This window comes from Mameliella sp. LZ-28 (assembly GCF_012274245.1).
Lineage (GTDB): Bacteria > Pseudomonadota > Alphaproteobacteria > Rhodobacterales > Rhodobacteraceae > Antarctobacter > Antarctobacter albus.
In genome coordinates this window covers 302,682-316,338 of sequence record NZ_JAANYX010000011.1, presented here as the reverse complement: position 1 = coordinate 316,338, position 13,657 = coordinate 302,682, and the positions used below count along the sequence as shown (strand labels likewise).

Below are 13,657 nucleotides of genomic sequence, written 5' to 3'. Positions count from 1 at the left end.
CCATAGCGCGGGGCCTTTAGCGGTCCGGGCCAAGGTCATCGTGGGGATGACTGATTCCTAAGTTCAGGGAGCTATCCATGAAATTCGCTAAACTGACCGCCTCGACCCTGGCGATCGCAGCCGTTTCGGCCACCGCAGCCGTTGCCCGTGACAACATCCAGGTTGCCGGTTCCTCGACCGTTCTGCCCTATGCCTCGATCGTTGCAGAAGCGTTCGGTGCCAACACCGACTTCCCGACGCCGGTCGTTGAATCGGGCGGCTCCTCCGCTGGCCTCAAGCGTTTCTGCGAAGGCGTGGGCGAGAACACCATCGACGTCGCCAACGCATCGCGCGCCATCCGCGAAAAAGAGATCAAGGCCTGTGCCGAAAACGGCGTGACCGACATCATCGAAGTCCGCATCGGCTATGACGGCATCGTCTTCGCCTCGCAGGCAGATGGCCCGGCCTACACCGCCTTCACGCCCTCCGACATCTTCAACGCATTGGCGCCGAAGGTCGTGGTCGACGGCGAGCTGGTCGACAACCCCTACACCAAGTGGAACGAGTTCAACGCCGACCTGCCGGACGCCGAGATCCTCGCCTTCATCCCGGGCACCAAGCACGGCACCCGTGAAGTGTTCGAAGAAAAAGTGATCGCGGCCGGCTGTGAAGCCACCGGCGCCCACGACGCGATGATCGCTGCCGGCATGTCCGAGGACGACGCCGAGGACGCCTGCCTGATGGTCCGCACCGACGGTCGTTCGGTCGACATCGACGGCGACTACACCGAGACCCTGGCCTCGATCGACGCCAACGCGCACGGCATCGGCGTGTTCGGCCTGGCGTTCTACGAGAACAACACCGACAAGCTGAAGGTCGCCACTATGTCGGGCGTCATGCCCTCGACCGAGAGCATCGCCTCGGGTGAATACCCGGTGTCGCGTCCGCTGTTCTTCTACGTCAAGAAAGCCCACATCGGCGTGATCCCCGGCCTGAAAGAGTACGCCCAGTTCTTCGTCGCCGACGAGCTGGCAGGCCCCTCCGGCCCGCTCGCCAACTACGGCCTGGTGTCCGACCCCGAGCTGGCCAAGACCCAGCAGATGGTCGCCGACGAAGTCGTGATGGGCGAAGGCATGTAATCCATCCCTCCGGGGGTGTTTGCACCTGACGCCTGCGGGGGCGGCATATTCCGCCGCCCCCCTTCCTTTTTGGACCTTTTCCACCATTCCTGACTTCGGGGGGCACATGCCTGTTATCTGGCTCATCGTGATCGTGCTCGCGCTGGCGGCCGCCGGGTTTATTCTCGGCCGGACCCGCGCGATGCAAAGCGCCGGGGGCGACAGCCGGCACCTGCACTCGCTTCCGACCTATTACGGGTCGAACGTGGCGCTGAAGGCGGTCGTTCCGGCCATGTTGCTGATGGTCGTCTGGCTCGTGGCCCAGCCGTTCTACGTGAACGGCGTCGTTTCCGGCATGATCCCCGATAGTGCGATTGCCGACGGGTCCAGCCGCGGCCTTGTGCTGGCTGAGGTGCGCCGCGCGGCAGACGGGCTGGACAACGCGGTTGCCCAAGGGGCGATCTCCGAAGAGTTCGCCCGCAACGCTCGCGCCGATTTCACCGATGTGACCACCCGCCTCAAGGAGGCTGGCCAGATCGTGACCACCCAGATCACCCAGCCGGTGCTGCGCGCGGCGCAGGAATACCGGGTGATCAACGCCACCGGCAACATGATCATGTCGGGCGTGGTCATCCTGGTCGCGCTGCTGGGGGTCTTCTGGGGCCTGCGCGAAACCAATAAGGACTTTCGCGCCCGCAACGTCGTCGAAAAAAGCGTGATGGCGCTGCTGATCGCGGCGGCCTCCATCGCCGTGCTGACCACGGTCGGGATCGTCCTGTCGTTGATCTTCAACACCATCGAGTTCTTCCGTCTTTACCCGGCCTCCGAGTTCTTTGGATCACTGACCTGGGCGCCTTCCTTTGGCGGCGGGTCCGAGCTGGGTGTCCTGCCGCTGCTCTGGGGGACGTTCTACATCTCGCTGGTGGCGCTGATCGTGGCGGTTCCGATTGGTCTTTTCGCCGCCGTCTACCTGTCGGAATATGCCTCCAAGCCGGTGCGCAGCTTTGCAAAGCCGATGCTGGAGGTGCTGGCCGGTATCCCGACCATTGTCTACGGTCTTTTTGCGCTGCTGACCATCGGCCCGATGCTGCTGAGCGTCTTCGGCCCCGACGGAACCGGCTGGATGGGTGGCCAGCGTGCGGTCATCACCGCGGGCCTGGCAATGGGCATCATGCTGATCCCCTTCGTCAGCTCGCTGTCGGATGACATCATCAACGCGGTGCCCCAGGCGATGCGCGACGGCTCGTACGGGCTGGGCGCGACCAAGTCCGAGACCATCAAGCAGGTGATCCTGCCTGCCGCCCTGCCAGGCATCGTCGGCGCCGTCCTTCTGGCGACCTCGCGCGCCATCGGCGAAACCATGATCGTGGTGCTGGGGGCAGGGGCCGCTGCCCGGCTCAGCCTCAATCCCTTCGAGGCCATGACCACCGTGACCGCCAAGATCGTCAGCCAGTTGACCGGCGACAGCGACTTTGCCTCGCCCGAGGCGCTGGTGGCCTTCGCCCTGGGCATGACCCTCTTCATCATGACGCTGGGGCTAAACGTCTTCGCCCTCTACATCGTGCGCAAATACCGGGAGCAGTACGACTAATGACCGACGCAAGCATGGATACGCCCCGGCCGCGCCGGGCAAAGACCTCGCTGGTAAGCGAAGATGCGCGGACGAAAAAGCGCAACGCGGCGGAAAAACGGTTCCAGGCCTACGGGATCGCCGCCATTGCCACCGGCCTGTTCTTTCTCGCCGTCCTGGCCTTCTCGATTGTCCGTTCGGGCCTGCCAGCCTTCACCACCACGGTGGTCGACGTCAACTTTACCCTGACGCAGGAACAGTTCGACGAGGCCGAGGGCCAGCTGTTCAAGACCAAGGCCTATTCCGGCTACTTCATCACCGCCCTGCAGCAGAAGCTGGAGGCCGAGAACGTCCAGGTGGCCTTTGACGAGGCGGCCATCGAACGGATCATGGGCAAGATCGGCGGCACGCTGCGGGAATACTACACCGCCAACCCCGATCAGTTGGGCCAGGAGGTTGCTTTCAAGCTGAACGCCGCCTCGCGCGTGGACGGTTATTTCAAGGGCCGCGTTCAGCGAGAGACCCTGCAGGACAGCCGCTTTCTAACGTTGGCGGACCTGGACCTTGTCGATGCCCTGGCCGAGGCCGGGATCGTGCATTCGGCCTTTGACTGGGGGTTCATCACCGGGGCGGACTCGGGCGTGGACAACCCGGGTGGTGCCGGTATCGGTGCCTCTGTCGTGGGGTCGTTCTTCATGATGCTGGTGGTGCTGTTCCTGTCGCTGCCCATCGGTGTCGCGGCCTCGATCTACCTCGAGGAATTCGCGCCGCAGAACCGCTGGACCGACATGATCGAGGTGAACATCTCGAACCTTGCCGCCGTGCCCTCGATCGTCTTCGGCATCCTGGGCCTGGCCGTCTTCATCCAGTTCATGCACCTGCCGCAATCCGCGCCTCTGGTCGGTGGCCTGGTGCTGACGCTGATGACGCTGCCGACGATCATCATCTCGACGCGTGCATCGCTCAAGGCAGTGCCGCCCTCGATCCGCGATGCCGCGCTAGGGGTTGGCGCCTCGAAGATGCAGTCGGTGTTCCACCACGTCCTGCCGCTGGCCATGCCCGGCATCCTGACCGGCACGATCATCGGTCTGGCGCAGGCGCTGGGGGAAACCGCGCCGCTCTTGCTGATCGGCATGGTCGGCTTCGTCGCGCGTGGCTATCCGGACGGGTTCATCAGCGGCTTTACCGACCCGAACTCGGCCATGCCTGCCCAGATCTACACCTGGGCCGCGCGCGCAGATCAGGCGTTTTACGAAAAGGCCTGGGGCGGTATCATCATCCTGCTCATCTTCCTGCTGACCATGAACATCATCGCAATCATTCTGCGCCGCCGTTTCGAGCGCCGCTGGTAAGGCCCGGGCAGCGGATCTAGGAGAGTAACAATGTACGACGCACCGCATACGGAGAGAGACGTGGACCAGCAGGACATCAAGATCAGCGCCCGCAAGGTGCAGGTCTATTATGGCACCACACACGCGATCAAGGACGTGGACTGTGACATCGAGGACAAGACCGTCACGGCCTTTATCGGTCCATCGGGCTGTGGCAAGTCGACCTTCCTGCGCTGCCTGAACCGGATGAACGACACCATCGACGTCTGCCGCGTCGAGGGCGACATCTCGATCGATGGCGAGGACATCTACGACAAGCGGGTCGACCCGGTGCAGCTGCGCGCCAAGGTCGGCATGGTTTTCCAGAAGCCCAACCCGTTCCCCAAGTCGATCTATGACAACATCGCCTATGGCCCGCGCATCCACGGGTTGGCCAAGTCCAAGGCGGACCTGGACGAGATCGTCGAAAAGAGCCTGCGCCGCGGCGCCATCTGGGACGAGGTCAAGGACCGGCTGGACGCGCCGGGCACCGGCCTGTCGGGCGGACAGCAGCAGCGCCTGTGCATTGCGCGCGCCATCGCCACAGAACCCGAGGTGCTCTTGATGGACGAACCCTGTTCGGCGCTGGATCCGATTGCGACCAGCCAGGTCGAGGAACTGATCGACGAGTTGCGGCAGGACTACTCGGTCGTGATCGTGACCCACTCGATGCAGCAGGCCGCGCGGGTCAGCCAGAAAACCGCCTTCTTCCACCTGGGCAACCTCGTGGAATTCGGCGACACCGGCAAGATCTTCACCAACCCGGTGGACAGCCGGACGGAAAGCTACATCACGGGACGGATCGGCTAATGTCTGAACTCAAGCAACATATCGCCAGCGCCTTCGACCGCGACCTGGAAGGTATCCAGGCCCAGATCATGAAGATGGGCGGGCTTGTCGAAGCCGCCATAATGCAATCGGCCAAATCGCTGGAAACCCGCGACGAGGAACTGGCCGAACTGGTGCGCCGCAACGACGCCGCCATCGACGCGCTGGAGGAAAGCCTGAACGAAGAGGCGGCCCGGGTGATCGCGCTGCGCGCGCCGACCGCGTCGGACCTGCGCATCGTCCTGTCGGTCATGCGCATGTCGGCCAACCTGGAACGCATGGGCGACCTCAGCAAGAACATCGCCAAGCGGACCGGCGTGCTGGTCCAGATGCAGGCCATCGGCGGCACGGCACCCTCGCTGCGCCGCATGGCCCGCGAGGTCGAACTGATGCTCAAGGACGCGCTGGATGCCTATATCCAGCGCGACGAGGCCCTGGCCGAGGACGTGATCGAGCGCGACCGGGACGTGGACCAGATGTACAACACGCTGTTCCGCGAATTCCTGACCTTCATGCTGGAAGATCCGCGCAACATCACCGCCTGCATGCACCTGCATTTCATTGCCAAGAACATCGAACGCATGGGTGACCACGTGACCTCGATCGCCGAGCAGGTGGTGTTCCTGACCACCGGCCGCAAGCCGGATGAACCGCGTGAAAAGGCGGATCGCACCTCGACGGATGCCGACCTGGCGCCGGACATGGACAAGGACGGGGATTAAGCACATGGCCGCAGACCAGCCCACTGTTCTGGTGGTCGAGGACGAAGCCGCGCAGCGGGAAGTTCTGACCTACAACCTCGAAGCCGAGGGGTTCCGCGTCACGCGGGCCGAGAATGGCGAAGAGGCGCTGGTGCTTATCGACGAGGAAAGCCCGGACATTATCGTGCTGGACTGGATGTTGCCCAATGTCTCGGGGATCGAGGTCTGTCGCCAGATCAAGACCCGCCCCGAGACGCGCAGCGTGCCGATCATCATGCTGTCGGCCCGCTCGGAAGAGGTGGACCGGGTGCGCGGGCTTGAAACCGGGGCGGATGACTATGTGGTCAAACCCTACTCGGTGATCGAGCTAATGGCCCGGGTGCGCGCGCAACTGCGCCGCGCGCGTCCCGCCGCCGCCGGGCTGCGCCTGGAATACGAGGATATCGTTCTCGACAGCGAGACGCACCGCGTGACCCGGAACAGCAAGGCGCTGAAACTGGGGCCGACGGAATTCCGACTGTTGACGACCTTCATGGAAAAGCCCGGCCGGGTCTGGTCCCGCGAACAATTGCTGGACCGGGTCTGGGGGCGCGACATCTATGTCGATACCCGCACCGTGGATGTCCACATCGGGCGCCTGCGCAAGGCGCTGTGCCAGCATGGCGGAAACGATCCGCTGCGCACGGTGCGCGGCGCGGGCTACGCGCTGGGCTGATTCAAAAGGGCAGGGCGGTGCCCTTTTCACCGCCCTTGCCACTGACCGCTTGATCTGCGGCAGGAACGCGTCATCTTGTCTGCCGTGCAGCAGGTGAGGACGCTTCCGGTGATACGCGGTTTTCTGACAGTTCTGGTCCTTCTGGTCCCGTTTGGGACGGTACAGGCGCATGAGGTGCGTCCGGCAATCGCCGATCTGACGACACCGGATGGACGTGTATCTCTGGTTCTGCGCATGAGCATGGAACCGGTGCTGGCCGGGATCGACCTGGAAGGTGTCGAGGACACCAACGAGACCGATCGCTCGGACGCCGTCGACCAGTTGCGCGCGCTGTCCGCCGATGCGTTCAAGTCACGCATCGAGGCGGAAACCGGCAATGTTTTGGACAGGGTCACGATCCGGGTGGATGGCACAGATGTGCCGCTGCGCGTGACAGAGATCCAGGTGGACGAGATCCCCGATGTCTCGCTCCCTCGCGAATCCCGGCTGTTCCTCGCCGGCACCTTGCCAGATGGAGCGCAGGCCCTGAGCGTTGGTTGGCCATCCGAATATGGCACCTTGATCCTGCGCCAGATGGATGTGGACGACGGGTTCACCGGCTACCTGACAGGCGGATATTCCGATCCCATAGCCATCGAGGACAGCAGCGGTTGGGGCTTCCTGGGCGGGATCTTTCGCTAACCCCCGCGTGGCCTGGCCCTTTGCCCCTTGCGCCTCTTGTGAAACCGCTGTAATGCGCGCGGCACGAACCCCGCAGGCGGGGGCGGGCCTATTGGACAGACATCCCCAAAGGTCCACCGGTTGCCCCGGACTTGATCCGGGGTGATTCCCCCGCCGAGGATATAAACCGGAAAGGATAGAAGGCATGGCTCTTCCCGAGTTCACCATGCGTCAGCTGCTGGAAGCTGGCGTTCACTTTGGCCACCAGACGCAGCGCTGGAACCCCCGCATGGGCGAGTTCATCTACGGTGCGCGCAACGGCATCCACATCATGGACCTGACGCAGACTGTCCCGATGCTGGACGCTGCCCTGAACGCCATCCGCGAATGCGTGGCCAAGAACGGCCGCGTCCTGTTCGTCGGCACCAAGCGTCAGGCTGCCCAGCCGATCGCCGAAGCCGCCGAGAAATGCGCGCAGTACTACATGAACCACCGCTGGCTGGGCGGCACGCTGACCAACTGGCAGACCGTGTCGCAGTCGATCAACCGCCTGCGCGAAATCGACGAGCAGATGGAAGGTGGCGCCGAAGGCCTCACCAAGAAAGAGCGCCTCAACATGGAGCGTGACCAGGCCAAGCTGCAGGCGTCGCTGGGCGGGATCCGTGAAATGGGCGGCGTGCCGGACATGCTGTTCGTCATCGACGTCAAGAAAGAGCAGCTGGCCGTTGCCGAAGCCAACAAGCTGGGCATCCCGGTTGTGGCCGTGGTCGACACCAACTGCTCGCCCGAGGGCGTTGACTACATCATCCCCGGCAACGACGACGCGGCCCGCGCAATCGCGCTGTACTGCGATCTGGTCAGCCGCGCGGCGCTGGACGGCATGACCGGCCAGATGGAAGCGGCAGGCGTCGACCTGGGCGCGCTCGAAGACGCACCGGCCGAGGAACTGCTGGCCGACGCGGGCGAGAACGCCGAGGGCTGATCCCCGGGACCCGTGTCGCAAAAACGATACAGGTCCGTGACATGAGGGGTGGCCAAGGCCCGGGAGGTAGTCCCGGCGGCCGGGGCCACCCGACCTCCTGCAAAAAGATGATGAGGAGAGCCAAGACATGGCGATCACTGCAAAACAGGTGAAAGAACTGCGCGAAATGACCGGCGCAGGCATGATGGACGCCAAGAAGGCGCTGACCGAAACCGACGGCGACTTCGACGCGGCCATCGACTGGCTCCGCACCAAGGGCCTGGCCAAGGCGGCCAAGAAATCCGGCCGTACCGCGGCAGAAGGCCTGGTTGCCGTCAAGGTCGACGGTGGCAAGGGCGTGGCCGTCGAGGTCAACTCGGAAACCGACTTCGTCGCCAAGAACGCCGAGTTCCAGCAGATGGTTGCCGGCATCGCCGAAACCGCGCTGACCGTGGCTGACGTCGAGGCGCTGAAAGCGGCTGACATGGGCGGTAAGCCCGTCGAAGAGCGCATCACCGACGCCGTTGCCAAGATCGGTGAGAACATGTCGCTGCGCCGCATGGCTGCTGTCGAAGGTGACGTCGTGGCGGCCTACGTCCACAACGCCGCCGCTGACGGCATGGGCCAGATCGGCGTCCTGGTCGCCATGAAGGGCGGTTCGGAAGAGTTCGGCAAGCAGGTCGGCATGCACATCGCTGCCATGAACCCCGCAGCCCTGAACGAAGCCTCGCTGGATCCGGCCGTGGTCGAGAAGGAAAAGCAGGTCCAGATCGACATCGCCAAGGAATCGGGCAAGCCGGACGCCGTGATCGAGAAGATGATCGTCGGCCGCATGAAGAAGTTCATGGCCGAAGTCACGCTGCTGGGTCAGGCCTTTGCCCTGGACACCGACAAGACCGTCGAGCAGGCCGCCAAGGACGCCGGCGCCGAGATCGTCGGCTTTGTCCGCCTGCAGGTCGGCGAAGGCATCGAGAAGAAGGAAGAGGATTTCGCAGCCGAGGTGGCCAAGGCCGCCCAGGGCTAAGACTGTCCTGAAAGGGCAGGGGGAATCCCTGCCCGTTGCGAATCGCCAAAGGCGCCGGACATCTGTCCGGCGCCTTTTTCATTGGCCTTTTGCAGGGAATGCAGCGCGGATGGGCGGGGCCTTGCCGGTGCTCGATAAAGGACGGCACCTTTGCTTGCGCCAGCCGATTATCCCGCATAGGTTGCAATTTGAATGGAAATTCGGGGCCCCCGGTTGAGACATTGGGGATGAGATCCAGGGACCCCGAAAGGATGCTGGCCGACGGAAGGCGATAATTGCCCCCGTCGTACCAGCGCCCGGTTTGCACCGGAGGTTCCGCAGGGCCCGGTAATACGCGGGTTGCGGCCCCTTCGTTCCATGGCCAAAGCCACCACTCACGGAACGCTTGAACATTCGCAATTTACCCGAGGTTAAGGAAGTACGGATTTCCTGACCAAAGGGTAAAAGGGAAAAATTCACGCGGGAGTCACGCAGAGAGAAGACACTAACGCCTTGCCACTACATGGTTTCCCGAGGTGCGCTGTTACTGTGCTTCGAGGATGTACATCTGGTTGTGAAACGCGGCCTTTGCGACGGCCTGGGCCGTTGTTTCCACGTTCAGGGTCTCACGCGCCAGGCGCAGGTGCTTTTCCACCGTGGCCTGCGTCAGCCCCATGATCTGGGCAATGTCCTGCATGGTCTTGCCGTCGCCAACCCATTCCAGAGCCTCGCGCTGGCGCGGTGTCAGGTTCTGTCCGGAAAGGGGCAGGGGCAGGGTGAGGATTTTGAGGTGCACGAGGTTGTTCAGCAGTACGATGTCCTGACCGTGTTCCGCCCAGACCGCATCCGCCTCGTCCTGGTTCATCTCGGGACGCGTGGTCAGCGAGATCGCGCCCTTGGCCCGGTGCGAGACCGACTGGAAACTGATCGTGTAGCCGGCGTGCACCTTGTGCTGGAGGTTGAAGGCCACGACCTTGGCGGCCTTGTCGTCCAGCGTCCCCTTGTTGATCTGATCGGCCATGACGCGCCAGCTGCAGTGACCCTCGTTCTCGAGCGCCCAGCGAACCATCGGGGCATGGCGGTAAAGGCCATCCTCGACAAAACCCTTGCGATAGGCGGGCGTGTGGTTGGTCAGCACGATGAAATCGTTCGGGTCGCCAAAGCTGGTCGCCGTCAGGAACCGCGTGAACCCGTAGATCAGCCTGTCAAAACCGTAACTGTCCATCTTGGCGCAGTGCTTTTCCCAGAGGTCCTGGACCTCTTCGGCATTCGTGACCTTGATCAGGTAATCTCTCAGTTCAGGTGTCATCACCGGGTCTCCAGAAAGCCGAGCAGTGCGTCTATTGCCAGTTTATACCCGTTTGCGCCGAAACCTGCTATCACTCCGATTGCGACAGGCGCGATAAAGGACTTGTGGCGGAATTCCTCACGCGCGTGGACGTTCGACAGGTGCAGTTCGACGGTCGGCATCTCGGCGCCTTTGATCGCGTCCATCATGGCGATCGAGGTGTGGGTATAGGCGCCCGCGTTCAGCACGATCCCGGCATGTGTGCCGCGGGCGTCCTGGATGTGGGTCACAAGCGCGCCTTCGTGGTTGGACTGGGCGCAGACCACATCGACCCCGCGCGCCTTGCCGTGTTCGATGCTCATCGCCTCGACATCGGCCAACGTCGTATGGCCGTAGATTTCGGGCTGACGGGTGCCCAGCAGGTTCAGGTTAGGTCCGTTCAGGACGAGGATAGATGTCATTGCGGTCTCCGGGCTTTGGTCCGGTGGTAAGAGCATGCCGGTCGACCTGTCCAGTCGCCTGACCGGACCGAACCGCCAAAGCCGGGGCGCAGTTGCGAAACCGCCTCAGACCAAACAATCCCTGATTGCGGTCGCGTGTGAGAGGATCTCGCTGTCAGTGTATCCGAATGCGCGTCTTGAAAAGCTTGTCAGCCTTTCAAACACCAGTCTAGGCTGAAAACTCAACTTATAGGGAAGGGGGTATTATGCGTTTCTTGTTTACCAAAGTTTTTGCAGACGATCCGGAAACCTATGTTTCGGCCAAGCTTGCGGCAATCCACAAGGAGGCCGACGCACAGTCCGTCCTTACGCCCAGTACTCGGGCCGCGCTTGCACATCAGGATCATCCGGACTTGGCGCTGATGTCCGAAAGTGAGCTGCCGGAAATACCCAAAGATCAGGCCGCGGATTTCGAGACTGCGATGCGCTGCGCACGTTTCGAGGCTTCGGCGGAAATTCCGAGACTGCCGGGAGAAACCATCCAGAGCGAACGGTTCACCTACCTGACAGCACCACTGGGCGACATTGCCGCCGGCACCGGGGCTCTGGTGCGGACAACAAACCAAGCCGAGTTGACCATTCTGTTCCCCGAAGTCCGGATTATCGACGGCAGGCTGGTGCGGGATGAGCAGTATTTTCAGAAAGACAGCCTCGACACCGGCGCTGTCGTCAGCCCCATGATCGCCGGTATCGACGACCTTGCTCTCGAAGCAGCAAGCGCAATCGCCTCCAAGATCGCGGCGAAGATTGGCGAAAAGATCGGTGACAAGATATACGAGTCGATCTTTGGACCCGAGGACGTGCCGTCCTATTTCAGCGAGGTCTACAAGAAGCTTCACGACATGTTCAAACAGGAGATCGACGCATCGGTGATCAGCCAGATCAACGGCCATGTAAACGGATTCCGGGGATGGCTGGAGGATGAATTCATTCCGATGCGGAACAGCGGCCGTGACCGCGAAACTCTTCTGGGTCTCCTGGACGATTGGCAGGAAAAGTTCGCCGCGGACGTCATTGGCCCGCTCGAGGAAAAGCGGTTCCGCAAGGCCGGTTTGCCGGTCTACCAGCTGGCCGGAAGCACGGTCTTGCTGATCGACACGATCCAGGCCGAGGTCGACGTGGGCGAGGATGGCGACGTCCTGAAATCCAGCTACACCGTGTCCCGCAAAAGCCATGCCGAGCGTTTCGCGGATCATGTGACCAAGACGTACCACGACATGCTGAGCGATATCGAGAACTCGGTCGAGGTCCTCGATCACACGATCTACAATCAGGGATCTGACGTCTGCACGCCAAACGGTTGTCACACGGCCAAGGGCACCACAACGCCGCAGTACGAGGTCTTTGATCACTGGACGGGCTACAAGAGCGGCGACTACTGGGACAAGAAGAATGGCGATCCCTGGACCCGGGCCAAGAAGGAACGGGACGGGATCGTCAAGAAACGTCGAGTAGAGGCGAAGAAGGCGATCGGAGGCTTCGATCCGAAAAACCCGGCATCGACCGAAGGGCCGATCGTCGGAGATTGGCGCAAGATCGCGGGCTACAAGGACGAATGAAGCTGGAAAACCGGATGCGGGGCTGTTTCGCCCCGTATCCGATATTAACATAATACTGATTATCGGAAATACGCTCACCTAGCGCGCCTGCTCCAGACCTCGTGCCCCCTGTGGTGACAAGAACCGGATGGATCATCCGGTTCTTGTCGTTTCGGATCAGAAAAATGCCTGCAAACCGGTCTGTGCGCGGCCCAGGATCAGCGCATGCACATCATGGGTGCCCTCGTAGGTGTTCACCGTCTCAAGGTTCAGCATGTGACGGATCACCTGGAACTCTGCCGAGATCCCGTTGCCGCCGTGCATGTCACGGGCCATGCGCGCTATCTCCAGCGCCTTGCCGCAGTTGTTGCGCTTGAGGATCGAGATCATTTCGGGCGCGCCCTGCGCCTCGTCCATCAAGCGTCCGACCCGCAGGCAACCCTGCAGCCCCAGCGCAATCTCGGTCTGCATGTCGGCCAGTTTCTTTTGGAACAGCTGCGTCTGTGCGATGGGTTTGCCGAACTGCTTGCGGTCCAGCCCGTACTGCCGTGCTGCGTGCCAGCAGAACTCGGCGGCGCCAAGCGCGCCCCAGGCGATGCCGTAGCGCGCGCGATTCAAACATCCAAAAGGCCCTTTAAGTCCCTGAACATGTGGTAACAAAGCCTCTTCGCCCACCTCGACGCCTTCCAGCACGACCTCACCTGTCACGCTGGCGCGCAGGCTCAACTTGTTGGCCACCTTGGGTGCCGACAAGCCTTTGGTGCCCTTGTCCAGGACAAAGCCGCGGATCTTGCCATCATGGGCGTCGGACTTGGCCCAGATGACAAAGACATCCGCCACCGGTGCGTTGGAAATCCACATCTTCGAACCGGTCAAGCGATAGCCGCCGTCGATCTTTTCCGCCCGCGTCTTCATGCTGCCCGGATCACTGCCCGCGTCCGGCTCGGTCAGGCCGAAACAGCCGATCCATTCACCGCTGGCGAGTTTCGGCAGGTATTTCTTGCGCTGTTCCTCGGATCCATAGGCGTAGATCGGGTACATCACGAGGCTGGACTGCACCGACATCATCGACCGATACCCCGAGTCGACGCGCTCGATCTCGCGCGCGACAAGGCCGTAAGAGACATAGGAACTGCCAAGGCCGCCATATTCCTCGGGCACCGTGATGCCCAGCAGGCCCATCTCACCCATCTCGGCAAAGATCGCCGGTTCCACGGTTTCTTCCTCGAAGGCTTCGACGATGCGCGGGGCCAGTTTCTCCTGTGCAAAGCTGCGCGCACCCTCGGCCAGCATGCGTTCCTCCTCGCTCAACTGGTCGGCCAGGCGGAACGGGTCGTCCCAGGTGAACCCACCCAGGTCCGGGGCGTCCTTGGCTTTCAGATGCGGTTTGGTCATCTCGTTCATGGCGGGCTCCTGTCCTCGATTT

13 protein-coding genes are annotated in these 13,657 nt (G+C 62.4%); 10 read left to right on the top strand and 3 right to left on the bottom strand.

Features of this window, described 5'->3' with window-relative positions:
- Positions 1-77 precede the first annotated feature (77 nt).
- From G9Q80_RS08125 to tsf, 9 genes are all read left to right on the top strand, one after another.
- Positions 78-1,118 carry a substrate-binding domain-containing protein gene (locus tag G9Q80_RS08125; RefSeq protein ID WP_043138922.1) on the top strand — a complete coding sequence of 347 codons (1,041 nt, stop codon included), beginning with the start codon at positions 78-80 and terminating at the stop codon, positions 1,116-1,118.
- Positions 1,119-1,224: 106 nt separating this feature from the next.
- The gene (pstC, locus tag G9Q80_RS08120) at positions 1,225-2,688 is read left to right on the top strand and encodes a phosphate ABC transporter permease subunit PstC (RefSeq protein ID WP_043138919.1); all 1,464 of its coding nucleotides are present in this window, start codon (positions 1,225-1,227) and stop codon (positions 2,686-2,688) included.
- Entirely contained in the window at positions 2,688-4,019 is a 1,332-nt protein-coding gene (gene pstA / locus G9Q80_RS08115; RefSeq protein ID WP_043138917.1) for a phosphate ABC transporter permease PstA, read from the top strand. The genes pstC and pstA overlap by 1 nt, the downstream gene beginning before the upstream one ends.
- A gap of 30 nt (positions 4,020-4,049) precedes the next feature.
- The gene (gene pstB, locus G9Q80_RS08110; protein ID WP_043138914.1) at positions 4,050-4,847 is read left to right on the top strand and encodes a phosphate ABC transporter ATP-binding protein PstB; all 798 of its coding nucleotides are present in this window, start codon (positions 4,050-4,052) and stop codon (positions 4,845-4,847) included.
- Positions 4,847-5,587 (top strand): phosphate signaling complex protein PhoU, encoded by a 741-nt coding sequence (gene phoU / locus G9Q80_RS08105; protein ID WP_043138912.1) that lies wholly within the window; start codon positions 4,847-4,849, stop codon positions 5,585-5,587. Before pstB ends, phoU begins: the two co-directional genes overlap by 1 nt.
- A 4-nt stretch (positions 5,588-5,591) precedes the next feature.
- Positions 5,592-6,281 (top strand): phosphate regulon transcriptional regulator PhoB, encoded by a 690-nt coding sequence (phoB, locus tag G9Q80_RS08100; RefSeq protein ID WP_043138909.1) that lies wholly within the window; start codon positions 5,592-5,594, stop codon positions 6,279-6,281.
- Positions 6,282-6,389: 108 nt separating this feature from the next.
- Positions 6,390-6,962 (top strand): hypothetical protein, encoded by a 573-nt coding sequence (locus tag G9Q80_RS08095; protein ID WP_133066348.1) that lies wholly within the window; start codon positions 6,390-6,392, stop codon positions 6,960-6,962.
- Between the two features lie 184 nt (positions 6,963-7,146).
- Entirely contained in the window at positions 7,147-7,923 is a 777-nt protein-coding gene (rpsB, locus tag G9Q80_RS08090) for a 30S ribosomal protein S2 (protein WP_043138907.1), read from the top strand.
- Between the two features lie 127 nt (positions 7,924-8,050).
- A complete protein-coding gene (gene tsf, locus G9Q80_RS08085) occupies positions 8,051-8,926 on the top strand; it encodes a translation elongation factor Ts (protein WP_043138904.1) in 876 nt (291 codons plus the stop codon).
- Between the two features lie 523 nt (positions 8,927-9,449).
- On the opposite strand, the gene G9Q80_RS08080 is transcribed toward tsf, so the two are convergent.
- Both G9Q80_RS08080 and aroQ read right to left on the bottom strand, forming a co-directional pair.
- Positions 9,450-10,214 (bottom strand): helix-turn-helix transcriptional regulator, encoded by a 765-nt coding sequence (locus G9Q80_RS08080; RefSeq protein WP_088713794.1) that lies wholly within the window; start codon positions 10,212-10,214, stop codon positions 9,450-9,452.
- A complete protein-coding gene (gene aroQ, locus G9Q80_RS08075; RefSeq protein ID WP_069208320.1) occupies positions 10,214-10,654 on the bottom strand; it encodes a type II 3-dehydroquinate dehydratase in 441 nt (146 codons plus the stop codon). Before aroQ ends, G9Q80_RS08080 begins: the two co-directional genes overlap by 1 nt.
- Before the next feature lie 401 nt (positions 10,655-11,055).
- Between aroQ and G9Q80_RS08070 the strand changes: the two genes are divergently transcribed.
- Positions 11,056-12,252 (top strand): hypothetical protein, encoded by a 1,197-nt coding sequence (locus G9Q80_RS08070; RefSeq protein WP_210426167.1) that lies wholly within the window; start codon positions 11,056-11,058, stop codon positions 12,250-12,252.
- Positions 12,253-12,408: 156 nt separating this feature from the next.
- Here G9Q80_RS08070 and G9Q80_RS08065 read toward each other — a convergent pair whose 3' ends face one another.
- Complete coding sequence (locus G9Q80_RS08065; protein ID WP_373286045.1) at positions 12,409-13,635, bottom strand: acyl-CoA dehydrogenase; 1,227 nt, start codon at positions 13,633-13,635, stop codon at positions 12,409-12,411.
- Positions 13,636-13,657: the final 22 nt, after the last annotated feature.